Origin of the sequence: Citrobacter sp. On2M (assembly GCF_018035235.1) — a bacterium.
GTDB classification, from domain to species: Bacteria; Pseudomonadota; Gammaproteobacteria; order Enterobacterales; family Enterobacteriaceae; genus Citrobacter; species Citrobacter meridianamericanus.
Genome location: NZ_WPCV01000003.1, coordinates 96362 through 112903 on the forward strand (window position 1 = coordinate 96362; position 16542 = coordinate 112903).

The window sequence follows — 16542 nt, forward strand, 5'->3', positions numbered from 1 at the left end:
TATTTATTGCTGAACCACACTGTCATCAATGATTAATAAGAATAATGTATTGAAATTGCATTTTTATTACATAGTGATAATTTAATCTGGATCATATTTTGATGTTTTTAGTTGTAGTAATTTTTCAAATGGAATAATGCAATGTTTACATGTATCAATGATTTATTTGGGCAGGTTTAAGTGGTAAGGGATTCAGGAAAAGTTAGTACGTTACGACACCATTATCAGGATGATCTTGAAGCATTTACCTGGAGTGCATTAGTCGCAATTGGTATCGCAATACAGGACCGCAAGATTCACTCTAAAATGTCAGAGCATCTTTTTATTATGCAATGGCTGGCGATCGCTAAAAAAAGAAAGCTCTTCTCAAGGAACGTCGTCAATGAACTTCAATGGTTAATTGATGAAGGAAAGAAAAAAAGTCTCAATGCGCAACTTAAATTTAAAATAGAATATCTATACTCAACGTCGAGTGGTGATGTATCGATGCAAAATGACTACTTTAAGTTTACTCATTCGATTGAGGTATTGAGAAATAATGGCTGGGAAAGCTTTCTGCTTACGCCAGAGAAGTGGCGTGATCTGCATGAAAAGATTAAAGTAAGAGCAGGTGATTTTATTTTTATGGATGACACACGGCTTCAGGAGTGTTTTGGCGTACAGGGTGAGATTGTCAAACCATTCTGTATCCGGGTATATGGTGATGTTGAGTTTGCCAAGTTAACTTTCATTAAACATAACCTTCCGGCTGAGTTTGTAAAGCACATTTCAAATGAATTTTATCACTTCCATTTTCTTTTGGTAAGTAATGCTTAACTGAAGAAATGAGCAGTGTGCTGTTAATTAAAACATTGTGTTGATCAACATGTGAGATTATCGGATATAAACCACGTTCCAGGGATAGCGAATGTTTACTCGAAAGTTAGTGATTACCAGCGAATGGATAAGGTTATCTGATATTCCAGACAGCGTGTCCATTTCTTTTCGCGGAGTTCTCGAGATAGCTGAAAGCACAGGCGCGCCAGAAGCCAGTACACCTTTGTTACGTTTAGAAAATGAAATGGCGCAGATCGTTGTTGATTCGTTGTCCTGGGTGCGGGCGCCCGTCGATTATCAGGAAGAGGTTACCGTTCATATCTATAAGTAATATTAATGTTGAATGGTTTTGGCCTTATTATTGCCGATACAAAAGGGTGGCTGTTAATCGCAGTATGTACACCTGTGTAATTAATTTATTACGTGAGAATGAATGCGGAAACTTTCTAATAATTAACCATTTTACAGGTTAAGATATTGCGTGATGTGTCGATAACTATTAAGTCGCAGATGACTTTATTGTTATGGAGATGTTTAAATGTTAAAGGATATGAGAATTAAAACCAGCCTGTTATTATTGCTGTTGCTATTTACTTTCATGCAGTTTTTTTCCAATGGATTTGAGTTGGTAGATCTCAAAGGAAATCAAAAAAACACCTTGTTACTACATAATATCATTAAGGAGCAGGATACACTGCATAATGTCGTTGAGGCTGTTTATAAAGTAAGAAGCGTGCTTGATAATATTCAACAACATAATCCGACTGATGTCCAACAGACATTACAACAGGTGCAAGATCAGCTGGCGTATGCCAGAAAACAGTTCGATGTTTTCTGGGGGATTCCTGGCTTGACTGCTGACGATCCGCAAATCGGTAAAATTATCAGAACGGCTTTTGAGCAACAAATGGATGCTGAACAAAAGTCTGTTGATAAATTAAACGTGACGCTTTCCAGCAATAGTGTGATTAATACACAAGAAAATGCTAATGCAGAACTGCTCGCGGCCCGCAAAAATTTTGATAACGAAGTGACGAATTATTACCAGTCAACAATGCTGATTGGTGAGAAGATCGTTGCACAAACACACGTTCAGTTTAATAACTCAATCCTGAAGGTATCGGTGATCCTGGTCATTACGGTGCTTATCTTCTTTATTTGTAACTTCTGGTTGAACCGGACCATCATTCAGCCTTTAAAAATCGTATCTGAGCATTTTGAGCGGATTGGTAAAGGTGATCTAAGCCATCCTGTCAAGGTGTCGGGTAACAATGAAATCGGGGTATTGTGCTTAAATTTGCATAATATGCAAAACGGCCTGCGGGAGACTGTCAGCACTATTCGTGATGGTGTTGAATCGATTAATGTCGGTATGCAGGAAATTGCTTCCGGTAATTCCGATTTATCAACCCGTACGGAACAACAGGCTGCGGCAGTGGTGGAAACGGCAGCCAGTATGGAGCAGATTTCAGTTACCACAAAAAATAATACGGATAAGTCACATCAGGCATCCGTCATGACCAGTGAAAGTACGGAAATGGCATTGCGTGGTGAGCGTTTAATGAGCGATATGGTTGAGAAAATTCACCTGATCAGCCGAAATGCGCAAGGCGTGAACGAAATATCCAATGTTATTGATAGTATTGCTTTTCAAACCAATATCCTGGCATTAAACGCGGCGGTGGAAGCTGCACGCGCGGGTGAGTCCGGGCGTGGGTTTGCCGTAGTGGCGAGTGAAGTCCGAACCCTTGCGCAGCGCAGCGCCTCCTCGGCGAAAGAGATCAGTGAACTGGTTGCCAAAGCGGCAATTAGCGTCAAAGAAGGGGTGGAAATAGCCGAAAATAGTGGCGCCATGATGGCGGATATTGCGAAGGCAATACGCAACATTAATGTACTAATGGAAGATATATCCGGAGCATCAGGGGAACAAAGTCGCGGCATAGAGCAGATCCGTGTTGCCGTGACTCAAATGGAGCAGGTGACCCAGCAAAATGCCTCGTTAGTGGAAGAAATTGCTGCGACGACTGGCAGCGTGGAAGAACAATCGGCAATGTTATCTGAGGCGGTGGCTGTGTTCCAGGTGGAAGAAAAATCGTAGCATAGTATTCAAGACGTTAACCAGGCGCTGCTCATCTCATCAGTGGGTTATTCAGCCTGATGAGATGGCTGGCTACTGAGAAACTTTTTATCACTTAATTGATAATGGTTCTCATTATTATTGTTGTGTTCTGCGCGGAATGGTAATGTTGCTATCAGTCATAAACCATTAATCCCATTTTCTGTGCAGAAGAGAGCATGAACAACACCACCGGCCAAAATACATCCGCACGCCTGACACGTACCTACTCCGTCAGTGAATTTATGGATTTTGGTGAGCGCTACGGAATTGATTACCGCTTTCCGCAACTGTCGCAAAAGCCAGCTTTACTTCACTCCAGTCCCGTACTGCAGGGGAATGTCGAAGAGATGACATTACCCTGCGGGATGTGCGTCACCCACTCTGATGTCCAGGTGCTGCAACCCTACGAAACCACCTCCCGTCATAGTAGCCCTCTGTATATGCTGGTGGTGCTGGAAGGCTGTGTGATCCTGACGATCAACGGGCTGGAACACGTGGTGCGCTCCGGGATGGCGTTTAGCTCGCGCCTTAGCGAACACCAGACCATGAATGCCCGTCACGCTGCGCACTGCAAACTGCGTACGTTATCGCTGGGGCTGTATCCTGATGGCGCGTGGCGTACGGGGTTGCTGGAGGCGTTGATGCGCGAGTGGGAAAGATGCCTGACGCCGACGCTTATCTGGCAGGTGCCGGGTTTTTTGCTTAGCGGATTACAGTATGCCCAGCAAAGTACGCTCAGCTATGTTTCTCGCCAACTGATGCTGGAAGGGCTAATTCTGCAGTTGTTTGGCCACGGCCTCAGCATTTGTCAGCTGGAGAGCGGTAAGCGCCAGGCCGCCAGCAGCGAACAGCAGCGCCTCGAGATCGTGCGCCGACTGCTGGAGCTGAGTCCCGAGAATGACTACACCCTCAGTGCACTGGCCCAACGCGCAGCGATGAGTCCCAGCAGCCTGCGCAGCAAGTTCCGTGCGGCGTATGGCTGTTCCGTCTTTGACTACCTGCGCGATTGCCGTCTGGAACGTGCGCGCGGATATTTACTGGAAGGATACAGCGTACAGCAGGCGGCCTGGATGTCGGGTTATCAGCACGCGACTAACTTCTCTACCGCTTTTCGTCGTCGTTACGGCTTTTCGCCGGGCGATATGCTCAAACTTTGCTAATCCATTTTTGCGTTTTGCGCACGTTTCTGCCTGACAATTTGGCACTGCGCATAGGCAACCTGGCATCCGGCATAGCTATCTCTGCCAGCAAAAGGGTAATAATTCTCACTTACAATTAGACATGCCTTGGGAGATATTCATGTTCGCGAAGACTCGGTTGGCGCTGATGGTGGGATGGGTGACCGGTAGCGTAGCTTTTCCTCTGCTGGCGCAGGAAACAACAAAAAACGATACGGTCGTTGTCACCTCGCAAATGCAGAGCGGGGCTACTAAGCTTGCCACGCCGGATATTGAAACCCCGCAATCGGTATCCATCATTACCCGCGAACAGTTTGAAGAGCAGGGCGCAACCAGCGTGCGTCAGGCCGTTAGCTATACGCCGGGGGTATACAGCAACCAGATTGGCGCCTCCAACCGCTTTGACTACATTGTGTTGCGCGGCTTCTCCGATGGCAGCCTGGACAACGTCTATCTCGATGGTCTGAAGATGATGGGCGACACCAACTCACACATCTCGCTGGTGGTCGATCCGTGGTTCCTTGAAGATATCGAAGTGGTGCGCGGCCCGGCTTCCGTGCTGTATGGCCGTTCCTCTCCGGGCGGTATTGTGGCGCTGACATCACGTAAGCCGTCGTTTGATGCGGGCGGAGAAGTGAAGCTGTTTGCTGGCAACAACAACCAGCGCGGCGCGGCGTTTGACGTTACCGGGGCGCTGGATGATAACGATCGCGTCGCCGCACGACTGAGTGGAATGACGCGTTATGCGGACTCGCAGTTTGGTCCCTTGAAGGAAGAACGTTACGCGCTGATGCCGAGCCTCACCTGGCGCATCACCGATCAAACGCGTCTGGATCTGATGGCCTATCTGCACCGTGACCCCGAAGGTGGTAGCCACTCCGGTTTGCCGTATGACGGTACCGTGGTTCCACATTACGGCCAAAAGATCTCCAACACCTTTTATGAAGGCGAGGATGATTACGATAAATACGATCGTCGCGAAAACATGGTGGGCTACAACATTGAGCACTTGTTCGACAGCGGCTGGTCGGTACGGCAAAAGCTGCGCTATCTGCATACCGACGTTGAACTGAACCAGGTGTATGCGGCAGGCTGGCTGAATGAAGCCGAGCTTAATCGCGGCTACTCCGGTTCTGATGAAAAAATGTCGGCGATTACGCTGGATAACCAGCTCGATGGCAGCTTTGATACCTGGCAGGTTAACCACCGTCTGCTGGTGGGGATCGACTATCAGGATCGCAGTAACAATACCACCGGCTACTACGGGGCGTTTCCGCCGATTGATGCCTTTAATCCGGTGTATGGTGCAAAGCCTGAGTACATCAACATGTATGCGCGTGAGAAGCACAAACTACGTCAGACGGGCTACTATTTGCAGGATCAGATGTCATGGGATCGCTGGCGTATTACGCTCGGTGGTCGTTACGATCAAGTCAGCGTATCTAACATTGATAAGCAAAACGATACCCGCAGCGACCTGGATAAAAACAACTTCAGCACCCGCGCCGCGCTGCTTTATCTGTTCGATAATGGTTTTGCACCGTACGTGAGTTATTCCACTGCCTTTACGCCAACCAGCTTTGCTGATGAGAACGGGAATCTGCTGGACCCGATGAAAGGTAAGCAGTGGGAAGCCGGCCTGAAATATGAGCCGGAGGGACTCAACAGCCAGTTTAGCGCGTCGGTGTTCCGTATCAATCAAACCAATATCGCCACCAAAGAAGAACCGACCGATCCGTATCGCTCGATTGGGGAAATTGAGTCTGAAGGGATAGAACTGGAGGCGATTAGCCAACTGACGGAGAGTTTCCGTCTGCAGGCGGCATATACCTATACCGATATTCGTTATAAGAAAAGCAGCCCGGCAGAGCAGGGCAAGCGCGCGGTATACGCGCCGCGTAATCAGGCCAGTACCTGGCTGAGTTACGATGTAAAAAGCGGCCCGCTGAACGGTTTGACGCTGGGCACTGGTGTGCGTTACGTCAACGGTATTACCAGCGACCGCCTGAATACTCACACCCTGCCTTCCTACACGCTGGTGGATATGGCGGTTGGCTACGACTTAACGAGTATTGGTATTAAAGGTTGGAGCGCGCAGTTGAACGTCAACAATCTGACCGACAAGCGTTACGTTGCGGCCTGTAATTCGCTCTCATACTGTTATTTCGGCGCCGAGCGTAGCATTGTCGGTAGCGTGTCCTGGAAATTCTGATGCTTCAGCCGGATAGCGGCGCTGACACGTTATCCGGCCTAAGGGGGGCACACTTATCCAGGCCGGATAAGCGAAGCGCCATCCGGCTGGGTGGCGCGGTTATTGCGTAAAACCGTTTTGCATACAAATCTGCGCGCTGGTTCTCAGAGTAAAGGCGACTTTATCTGGGTACTGGCTGTAATAGTTATGTTCTTCTTCCAACCCTTTCGCCTGCGCCAGACGTACCGTTTCCAGCGAGCAGGTACGGTAGATAAGGTCTTTATTCATATTGCTTTGCTTCTCGCGCTGTTTATCTGCAGACAGCGCCAGCCAGCTCTCGGACAGCGAGTAATCGTAGACCACTCGATTTCCTTTTGCCTGCACGTTCTCAATGGTAATGAATTCGTCGATCTTTAGTCTTGGCTGCCCACGCATTTTTTTCTTATCTTCTGCGGCGGCATATTGCGCCAGCGCATTAATATCCATCCCGGCTATTTTCTGCTTATAGATATCGACATACGCGGCGGGTTGCTGATAATGCTGAGTATAAGCATTTCTTAATTCTCCGTCGCTCATCGTACAACCCGCCAGAAACAGAGGTAATAGCAGCGCCAGTTTTATTTTAGTCATGATGTTATCCCGTTCATTATTGTGGTCCCGGTCACCCATAACAGCTATTACGGGCGATATTTAAGGTTGTATAAACGGGGAGGCGGGGGGACAAGTTCAAAAGTCTTAAAATGGCGTATCAGGCGGCAAACCCTGCCAGAATTGGCAGGGTTTTTGAGCATACGGTAAAGAATTAATGGCCGATCATTTTGGCCTTCGGGATCAACTGGAAATACATATGATCCGGCACCGGCGTCTGCCAGACATTGGCATACATCGCATAGCCTACGGCGGCAAACAGAATACCGAGCAGCAGTAGCGTCATTGTCCACCCTGATAACCTACCTTGTCGCCACCATGGTTTAGACGCTGCACTGTGCCCTGATTGCGCGCCAGGTGGTGTTTTCAGTGACATGGTCAGTGTCGAGGCCACCGGGCAGGATTCAACACAGGTCATGCATCCCGTGCATTCTACGGTACGCACCTGAATCAGCTTGTCGACCGGGATATTCGACGGGCAGTTTTTCGCGCATTTCCCGCAGTCGATGCAACTGTCAGCGTTGCGGCGGATTTTAAACGGCGAGAGCAGCGAAAACAGACCAAGCAGCGCGCCATAAGGGCACAGATAACGACACCAGGCGTTGCGAATAAACAGGCTCAGGACGCTGATACCTCCTACGAAGATGAGCGTGGCGGAGCCAATATGGCGAAAGAAATCGAGCATCTTCACATCGATAATGATGCCATAGGCCGACGTCAGAAAATATTGGATCCCCTGAGCAGGCATCGACAGGGCGATATACAGGAAGAAACTCAGCAGCAGATACTTCAGGCTGAGCAGCGGGATATCCAGCCAGCGCGGTAGCGTGAATTGACGACCAAATACTTTTTTTCCCAGATTCCCGAGCAATTCGGAAAGCGTGCCCACTGGGCACAACCACGAACAAAAAGCTTTTTTTAACAACAGGCTAATCAGGATAAACGCAACTAACAGCAGCATAGAGGCGGCATGGATGGGCGGAAGAAAACCAGTCTCCAGCGTGTAACGGATATTCATCAAGCCCGCTATCGGCAGCCATCCCTCAATACCGCCGGGTCTTGATATATAGACGCTGTTACCGGCGGTTTCAAAATAGCGAACCCAGTACCAGAACGTTACACCTATATAAATATTGATAGCCAGCAGCAGAAACTGGGTGGCTTTTCGCCAGCTGCTGGCGTTGCGCCAGTCATTCCACGGCAGTTTGCCCCCGCTAGTGCCTGGACGGCGCTGCCAGCGCATTCTCTTCTTCCCGTTCATGGTCTTCTACATTCCCTCATATTTTCCCACTTACATTCAGCGGGGTTAGCTCAGGGATATGCTAACGCGACTTAGATATGATGTATTTGATTTGCATCTTATTAAGCGAATGATAACGGTCATTCATGGTAAACCTCAACGCGGTCGCGGCCATTACTTTTTGCCAGATATAGTGCACGATCGGCTTTATCAACCAACTGTTTATAGTCGGGATGATAGTCATATTCGGCAATACCAATACTGACGGTAATAGAAAATGACTCTGTTGCTGAGGTTGTCATGCGCATCTCGGCAATCTTCATGCGCAGTGTTTCCAGAATAATACTGGCCTGCGATTTGTCAGACTCGACGAGCAGAATCATAAATTCTTCGCCACCGTAGCGGAATACGTAATCGCTGCTGCGGATATGATCATATATGATCGCTGCAACGTTTTTGAGCGTCTGATCGCCGGTGTTATGTCCGTAGCTGTCGTTGATTTGCTTAAAGTAGTCAATATCCAGCATTGCCAGGGTAAAAGGCTTACGCGTATGCAACGCCAGCGAAATCTCACGGCGCATAATCGTTGGAATAAAACGCCGGTTAAGCAACTGAGTCAGTGAGTCCTTACCATTTTCCTGCTTAACCAGCGCGTCAAACATTGAGGCGAGCAGGAAATGGATTTGTGCCGATAGCTGGCGAATATCCTGCAATAAGCTCATCCGCTCAGATTCTGTCGGCTGATGCTGATGCGACAGGGTGGTTGTCAGACGGCTGTCGATCTCTGTAATCAGTGACTCCATCTTTTTCAACAAATTGCTGCTGCCGAGAATGTGTTTTCCCTTGTGTGAGAACCACATACCGAAATCAGAATTCGCCAGAAGCACCATCTCACCGAAAGGCATTCCGGTGGCGATGTTATAGATAAACTGGTTTTCCCAGTCGGTAAATGAACGGATTTGCCGCTCGCGCTCGACGTTAACGTCATCGTAAATAGTCTGCAGGCGGTACTGCTCCTGCGTATGCATTGAGTTTTGAAAACTGGGGGAATAGGAGACCGTCATGGCCTCCAGCGCCGTGTCCATTGCCAGGCTGCTGAAACAGATGGCATCGCTCAGCAGGGCGGATGAGTCATGCGCTTTGTTTTTCAGGACCCGATACAATTCATCTTTCAGTTTACGCGCGCCGCGGTTCACCAGATCGATGGGCAGACCAATACGGGCATGCACCACGCCAATTTTGCGCTGTTTGGCCAGGAGTTGTGAGAGATCTTCATGCGCGCTACCAAGGACACTGCGCAGCCAGTCAAACATGCTGCCGCTGAGGCGGGTGCTGACCTGCTCTGTATTGAGGAACAATGCGCTCTCCGCGTGGGAGAGCATATAGTCATAAAAAACGGTTACTAAATGACGAATCTCCTCATCGCTTAATGACATCAGGAGCGAATGAACTTCTGGAGATGTTTGACGTAACAGCGCCTGCCATTCTGTAAGGAGTAATGTGTCGTTTACCGGATCAACTTGTTCCATCTCACAACCACTCAAAATACGATTAAAAAATTCAGGCGGTATTACGGACAATTACCTCACGATGGTCAAGTTAAACTCTCTTATCGATGGCTAATACCTTCATAAATAAGCCTGAGCGCGAAGATACCAATAATTGCGCCAATCACCCGACTGGCAACGCGTTGGATTCGGCCATATGCACGGCGTACAGCGGGTAACGAAAATGCCTGGCTGAGAAAAATACGCCAGATAATGGAAGACAACACAATACCAGCCCAGGCCATCAGCCTGGCCCACGTTGGCGTGTCTGCGCTTAAGGTGACCGAGAAGATACTAATAAAAAACAGTACGGTTTGCGGATTAGATAAATCCGTTAATAACCCACGGCGGAAAAACACATACCACGGGGCGGAAAGCGGCTGCTGTAACGTTGGCATTTGCGGTGTCGCCTGATGGCGAATGCTATTCCAGGCAAACCATAGTAGATAGGCTCCGCCAACAATCTTTATCAACGAAAAAATCTCTTCACACTGGGTGATAAGCGTCGCCATGCCAAACAGCCCAAGGCCGGAGTAGAATGCATCGCCCAGGGCCACACCCATACCGGTCATCACCCCCGCACGCCGCCCTGACGCCAGGCTGGTTTGCACCACCACAAACAGGTTCGCGCCGGGATTAAAAAAGGTTAAAACAAACAGGCTGACGGTGAGCACGACGGCATGTAGCGGTTCCATAGACAACCATTCCTCAAATATTCATAAAGTTAACACTATAATTTCAGCGAGCGGGCTGTTCTGAGGATCAACTCACACTGGCTATTGAAACTTTGAACAAGTTGATGTGCTGATACTCGATGGCGCAGTTTTATCTGCGCCACAAAATTTCTATATATTTCTGCTGAGTGTGGATTTTTTATCCAGTTTGGACTAGTTATTAATCATCCTTGAATCGCGTTATCTCATGTTCAGGGATGGATGATGGCATCATAACAAAACCTGGAGCTCGTCTATGAAAACTGGAATTAAAGTACTTATTGGTGCATTAGCTTTTGTCGTGACCAACGCATATGCCGCAGAATTTATGACAAAACTTGAGTTTGAAAAGGTTGAGTCGCAGTACACAAAAATCGGTGATATCTCAACGAGTAATGAAGTTTCTGTCGCAGATGCCAAAGAAGAACTGCTGAAGAAAGCCGAACAGAAAGGTGCCGATGTTGTGGTATTAACTTCCGGTCAAACGGATAATAAAATCCATGGCACAGCCAATATCTACAAGAAAAAATAATACGCTGCTGTAAAAATCACGACTCCCGTCGGTCATTGTGCTGGCGGGTTTTCTTTTAATCTACGCCAGAATGTGGTTCGGCTTACCCCGAGATATCGCGCGGCCGCAGTTTTATCACCATTAAATTGCGCCAGTACCTGCTGCGGCGTTAGCGCTGAGGATACCTGTGGCGTGTCAGCCGCAGCGGCCAGTTCCGGTAACAGCTGCTGCAAAAATTGTATGTTTAGTTCCGGCTGTGGCTCGACGCTTAAGAACAACGCAAGGCGCTCCATCATATTACGCAGTTCGCGGATATTTCCCGGCCAGCCATAATTCAGTAACGTCGGCTGACTCAGACTCAGCCCCTTGCGCACAGACTCAGAAAACGGCACGTCCAGATCCGCCAGCGACTGTTTTAAAAAACCTTCCGCCAACGGCAGGATATCGGGTAAGCGCTCGCGTAGCGGCGGCAGCGTGAGGCGTAATATGCTCAGGCGATAAAACAGATCGGTGCGAAACTCACCCTGTTTCATCTCCTGCTCCAGGTTGCAGTGCGTGGCGCTGATCACCCGTACATCGACCGGAATCGGCTGATGTCCCCCGACCCGGGTAACCTCTTTTTCTTCCAACACGCGCAGCAGCCGGGTTTGTAACGGCAGCGGCATTTCGCCTATCTCATCAAGAAACAGCGTTCCGCCGTGGGCGATTTCAAACAGGCCCGCGCGTCCTCCCCGACGGGAGCCGGTAAAGGCGCCATCCTCATAGCCGAACAGTTCCGCTTCCAGTAGTGATTCGGTGATGGCCCCGCAGTTGACGGCGACAAACGGCGGCGAAGGTTTACCGCGCCGATTCTCCTGACGGGTGAAAAACTCACGATGAATGGCCTGCGCCGCCAGCTCTTTACCGGTGCCGGTTTCGCCCTGAATCAGCACCGGGGCGCGGGAGCGGGCGTAAAGCATAATAGTGTGCCGCACCTGTTCCATTTGCGCAGAGTGGCCGCGCATATCCCCCAGCGCATAGCGGGTACGTAGCGTATCGCCGGACGCGTACTGACCGTTTCTGTGCAGCGTCAGACGCGTCATATCGAGTGCATCAACAAAGGCCTGGCGCACGGTGGCCGCCGAATAGATAAAGATGCCGGTCATGCCTGCTTCTTCAGCCAGGTCAGTAATCAACCCCGCGCCGACTACCGCTTGTGTACCGCTGGCCTTTAGTTCGTTGATTTGTCCACGAGCATCTTCTTCGGTGATATAGCTGCGCTGTTCAAGTTGCAAATTGAAGGTCTTTTGAAAGGCGAGAAGCGCAGGGATAGTTTCCTGATAGGTAATGACACCAATCGACGAGGTGAGCTTACCTGCTTTTGCCAGCGCCTGTAGCACGTCAAACCCGCTGGGTTTAATCAGAATAACCGGGATCGATAGACGGCTTTTCAGATACGCCCCGTTGGAGCCTGCCGCAATGATGGCATCGCAACGCTCGGTGGCCAGCTTCTTTCGGATATACGTCACCGCTTTTTCAAAACCCAACTGAATAGGGGTGATGGTTGCCAGGTGGTCGAACTCCAGGCTGATGTCGCGAAACAGTTCGAACAGACGGGTGACAGAAACCGTCCAGATAACCGGTTTGTCGTCGTTCACCCGCGGCGGAAGATGCCTATCAGCCATAACCAACCCAAAAAAGTAAGGAACCGAATAATGGGTTTAGTCGTGTTTCATAAATGTTGCAATGAAACGTTAAGGTCGGTTTCATGAAACGATAGCTGACACGCTTTTGTACAACAAAGATACAGGAATTTATTTTAATCTATTGTTTTTGAAGGTGAATATATAAATTAATTAAAAATTAAGGTCTTTGGCATATCCCTTGCTTTAGGTAAATCAACGAATGCTAACAAGTTGATAACAAGAGGACGGGATATGTCTCAACACTCCCCAGGGCTGGCGTTTCGCGCTGCGCTCACTAAAGAAAATCCATTACAAATCGTTGGCACCATCAACGCCAATCACGCTCTGCTGGCCCAACGCGCCGGGTATCAGGCGATTTATCTTTCCGGCGGCGGTGTGGCGGCAGGGTCGTTAGGGCTGCCGGATCTCGGTATTTCTACCCTTGATGATGTGCTGACCGATATTCGTCGCATTACTGATGTTTGTCCGCTGCCCTTGCTGGTGGATGCGGATATCGGGTTTGGATCGTCAGCGTTCAATGTGGCGCGTACCGTGAAGTCGATTTCCAAAGCTGGGGCTGCCGCGCTGCATATTGAAGATCAGATCGGCGCCAAGCGCTGCGGCCATCGCCCGAACAAAGCGATCGTCTCTAAAGAAGAGATGGTCGACAGGATCCGCGCTGCGGTGGATGCACGTACCGACCCCAACTTTGTCATCATGGCGCGGACCGATGCGTTGGCAGTGGAAGGGTTAGAGGCGGCCATCGATCGTGCCCAGGCGTACGTCGAAGCCGGCGCGGACATGCTGTTTCCGGAAGCCATCACCGAGCTTGCGATGTACCGCCAGTTTGCCGACGCGGTGCAGGTGCCGATCCTCGCCAACATTACCGAATTTGGTGCTACGCCGCTGTTCACCACCGATGAATTGCGTAGCGCGAACGTTGCGATGGTGTTGTATCCGTTATCGGCCTTTCGCGCCATGAACCGCGCTGCGGAAAAGGTTTACAACGTGCTGCGCCAGGAAGGAACGCAGAAGAGCGTGATCGACATTATGCAGACGCGCAACGAACTGTACGAAAGCATCAATTACTACCAGTTCGAAGAGAAACTCGACGCGTTGTATAGCAAAAAGTAACCGTCGTAGGCCGGATAAGGCACAGCCGCCATCCGGCAATAAATTTGTACCCTACATATTATAAAAATGACGAGGACAACATGAGCGACACAACGATCCTGCAAAATAGTACCCATGTCATTAAACCTAAAAAATCGGTTGCGCTGTCAGGCGTTGCCGCCGGAAATACCGCGCTGTGTACCGTAGGCAAAAGCGGTAACGACCTGCACTATCGCGGTTACGATATTCTCGACCTGGCGCAGCAGTGCGAATTTGAAGAAGTCGCACATCTGCTGATCCACGGGAAATTACCCACCCGCGATGAACTCACCGCCTATAAAAGCAAACTCAAAGCGCTGCGCGGACTGCCGGCTAACGTGCGCACCGTGCTGGAAGCGCTGCCTGCCGCCTCGCATCCGATGGATGTGATGCGCACCGGCGTCTCCGCGCAGGGCTGTACGCTGCCGGAAAAAGAAGGTCATACCGTCTCCGGTGCGCGCGATATCGCCGACAAGCTACTGGCGTCGCTCAGTTCAATCCTTTTGTACTGGTATCACTACAGCCATAACGGCGAGCGTATTCAGCCAGAAACTGACGATGATTCTATTGGCGGTCACTTCTTGCACCTGCTGCATGGCGAAAAGCCGTCGCGAAGCTGGGAAAAAGCGATGCATATTTCGCTGGTGCTGTACGCCGAGCACGAATTTAACGCCTCCACCTTTACCAGCCGCGTGATTGCCGGGACCGGCTCCGATATGTATTCCGCGATTATCGGCGCGATTGGCGCACTGCGTGGTCCGAAACACGGCGGAGCGAATGAAGTGTCGCTGGAGATCCAACAGCGCTACGAAACGCCGGACGAAGCCGAAGCGGATATCCGTAAACGCGTGGAAAACAAAGAAGTGGTGATTGGTTTTGGTCATCCGGTTTACACCATCGCTGACCCGCGCCATCAGGTGATCAAGCGCGTGGCGAAACAGCTTTCTCAGGAAGGCGGTTCGCTGAAAATGTACAACATTGCCGACCGTCTGGAAGACGTGATGTGGGAAACGAAAAAGATGTTCCCCAACCTCGACTGGTTCTCGGCGGTCTCCTACAACATGATGGGCGTCCCCACTGAAATGTTCACCCCGCTGTTTGTCATCGCCCGCGTCACCGGCTGGGCGGCGCACATCATCGAACAGCGTCAGGACAACAAAATTATCCGTCCTTCCGCCAATTACACCGGCCCGGAAGATCGCGAATTTGTCCCGATTGAAAAACGTTGCTAATTCAAAAACCTCTAAAGATAAAAAACAGGAAATGTACCCTATGTCCGCACATATTTCGAACGTCCGCCCGGAATTTGACCGTGAAATCGTTGATATCGTTGATTACGTCATGAACTACGAGATCACCTCGAAGGTGGCGTATGACACCGCGCATTATTGCCTGCTTGATACATTAGGCTGCGGCCTGGAAGCGCTGGAATATCCGGCCTGTAAAAAACTGCTGGGACCGGTCGTCCCAGGTACAGTGGTGCCGAACGGCGTACGCGTACCTGGCACCCAGTTCCAGCTCGACCCGGTGCAGGCGGCGTTTAACATCGGCGCGATGATCCGCTGGCTGGATTTTAACGATACCTGGCTTGCCGCTGAGTGGGGTCATCCTTCCGATAACCTCGGCGGTATTTTGGCCACGGCTGACTGGCTGTCACGCAATGCGGTGGCGGTGGGGAAAGCGCCGTTGACCATGAAAAAAGTGCTGACCGGCATGATCAAAGCTCATGAGATTCAGGGCTGTATCGCGCTGGAAAACTCGTTTAATCGCGTTGGTCTCGATCACGTCCTGCTGGTAAAAGTGGCCTCCACGGCGGTGGTCGCTGAGATGCTCGGGCTGAACCGGGATGAAATTCTCAACGCCGTGTCGCTGGCGTGGGTCGACGGGCAGTCGCTGCGTACTTATCGCCATGCGCCAAATACCGGTACGCGTAAATCCTGGGCAGCAGGCGATGCGACCTCACGCGCGGTACGTCTGGCATTGATGGCGAAAACCGGTGAGATGGGGTATCCGTCCGCGCTGACGGCGAAAACCTGGGGCTTTTACGATGTCTCTTTCAAAGGCGAATCGTTCCGCTTCCAGCGCCCGTACGGCTCTTATGTGATGGAAAACGTGCTGTTTAAAATCTCCTTCCCGGCAGAGTTCCACTCGCAGACCGCGGTAGAAGCGGCAATGACGTTGTACGAGCAGCTACAGGCCGCAGGTAAAACGGCGGCGGATATCGAAAAAGTCACTATTCGCACGCATGAAGCCTGTATCCGCATCATCGACAAAAAAGGCCCGCTGAATAATCCGGCGGACAGGGATCACTGTATCCAGTATATGGTTGCCATTCCGCTGCTGTTCGGGCGCTTAACGGCGGCAGATTACGAAGATGGCGTGGCGCAGGACAAACGCATTGATGCCCTGCGCGAGAAGATCAACTGCTTCGAAGATCCGGCTTTTACCGCTGATTACCACGATCCGGAAAAACGCGCCATCGCCAACGCCATCACTCTGGAGTTCACCGACGGTTCACGCTTTGAAGAAGTGGTGGTGGAGTACCCAATCGGCCACGCGCGTCGTCGTACTGACGGCATGCCGAAGCTGGTCGAGAAGTTCAAAATCAACCTGGCGCGTCAGTTCCCGACCCGACAGCAGCAGCGCATCCTGGATGTCTCCCTGGACAGAACTCGCCTGGAGCAGATGCCGGTCAATGAGTATATGGATCTCTTCATTATTTAAACCAGCGTGCAGCAAGGCGTAAGTTCAACAGGAGAGCAT

At 50.3% G+C, this 16542-nt stretch carries 14 protein-coding genes; 9 read left to right on the plus strand and 5 right to left on the minus strand.

The features are described from left to right. Window positions 1-180 precede the first annotated feature (180 nt). The 5 genes from On2M_RS09060 (at window position 181) to foxA (ending at window position 6325) form a co-directional block, all read left to right on the plus strand. The gene (locus On2M_RS09060) at window positions 181-816 is read left to right on the plus strand and encodes a DUF2913 family protein (protein WP_187252964.1); all 636 of its coding nucleotides are present in this window, start codon (window positions 181-183) and stop codon (window positions 814-816) included. Window positions 817-907: 91 nt separating this feature from the next. Then, a complete protein-coding gene (locus On2M_RS09065) occupies window positions 908-1147 on the plus strand; it encodes a hypothetical protein (RefSeq protein ID WP_151218548.1) in 240 nt (79 codons plus the stop codon). A 207-nt stretch (window positions 1148-1354) separates the two neighbouring features. Beyond that, window positions 1355-2914: a methyl-accepting chemotaxis protein gene (locus On2M_RS09070; RefSeq protein WP_151218549.1), complete on the plus strand. Its 1560-nt coding sequence runs from the start codon at window positions 1355-1357 to the stop codon at window positions 2912-2914. A 197-nt stretch (window positions 2915-3111) separates the two neighbouring features. Beyond that, window positions 3112-4095: an AraC family transcriptional regulator gene (locus tag On2M_RS09075; protein WP_151224818.1), complete on the plus strand. Its 984-nt coding sequence runs from the start codon at window positions 3112-3114 to the stop codon at window positions 4093-4095. A gap of 121 nt (window positions 4096-4216) precedes the next feature. Beyond that, window positions 4217-6325 (plus strand): TonB-dependent siderophore receptor, encoded by a 2109-nt coding sequence (gene foxA / locus On2M_RS09080; RefSeq protein WP_210904688.1) that lies wholly within the window; start codon window positions 4217-4219, stop codon window positions 6323-6325. A gap of 99 nt (window positions 6326-6424) precedes the next feature. Here foxA and On2M_RS09085 read toward each other — a convergent pair whose 3' ends face one another. The 4 genes from On2M_RS09085 to On2M_RS09100 form a co-directional block, all read right to left on the minus strand. Beyond that, window positions 6425-6973: a hypothetical protein gene (locus tag On2M_RS09085; RefSeq protein ID WP_210904689.1), complete on the minus strand. Its 549-nt coding sequence runs from the start codon at window positions 6971-6973 to the stop codon at window positions 6425-6427. 133 nt (window positions 6974-7106) lie between these two features. Continuing rightward, complete coding sequence (locus On2M_RS09090) at window positions 7107-8213, minus strand: 4Fe-4S binding protein (RefSeq protein WP_210904690.1); 1107 nt, start codon at window positions 8211-8213, stop codon at window positions 7107-7109. A gap of 119 nt (window positions 8214-8332) precedes the next feature. Beyond that, window positions 8333-9721, minus strand: coding sequence for a diguanylate cyclase (locus tag On2M_RS09095; RefSeq protein ID WP_187252958.1), 1389 nt, complete (start codon window positions 9719-9721; stop codon window positions 8333-8335). A gap of 80 nt (window positions 9722-9801) precedes the next feature. After that, on the minus strand, window positions 9802-10434 hold the full coding sequence (locus On2M_RS09100; protein WP_210904691.1) for a LysE family transporter: 633 nt from the start codon (window positions 10432-10434) through the stop codon (window positions 9802-9804). Between the two features lie 274 nt (window positions 10435-10708). Between On2M_RS09100 and yahO the strand changes: the two genes are divergently transcribed. Next, window positions 10709-10984 (plus strand): DUF1471 family periplasmic protein YahO, encoded by a 276-nt coding sequence (gene yahO, locus On2M_RS09105; RefSeq protein ID WP_151218555.1) that lies wholly within the window; start codon window positions 10709-10711, stop codon window positions 10982-10984. Window positions 10985-11016: 32 nt separating this feature from the next. Here the strand turns inward: yahO and prpR are convergent, their stop codons facing one another. Next, on the minus strand, window positions 11017-12627 hold the full coding sequence (prpR, locus tag On2M_RS09110; protein ID WP_151224820.1) for a propionate catabolism operon regulatory protein PrpR: 1611 nt from the start codon (window positions 12625-12627) through the stop codon (window positions 11017-11019). A gap of 252 nt (window positions 12628-12879) precedes the next feature. Here prpR and prpB point away from each other — a divergent pair, with 252 nt between their 5' ends. From prpB to On2M_RS09125, 3 genes are all read left to right on the plus strand, one after another. Continuing rightward, complete coding sequence (gene prpB, locus On2M_RS09115) at window positions 12880-13761, plus strand: methylisocitrate lyase (protein WP_210904692.1); 882 nt, start codon at window positions 12880-12882, stop codon at window positions 13759-13761. Between the two features lie 80 nt (window positions 13762-13841). Continuing rightward, window positions 13842-15011, plus strand: coding sequence for a 2-methylcitrate synthase (gene prpC / locus On2M_RS09120; RefSeq protein WP_210904693.1), 1170 nt, complete (start codon window positions 13842-13844; stop codon window positions 15009-15011). 40 nt (window positions 15012-15051) lie between these two features. Further along, window positions 15052-16503 carry a bifunctional 2-methylcitrate dehydratase/aconitate hydratase gene (locus On2M_RS09125; protein ID WP_210904694.1) on the plus strand — a complete coding sequence of 484 codons (1452 nt, stop codon included), beginning with the start codon at window positions 15052-15054 and terminating at the stop codon, window positions 16501-16503. Window positions 16504-16542 lie beyond the last annotated feature (39 nt).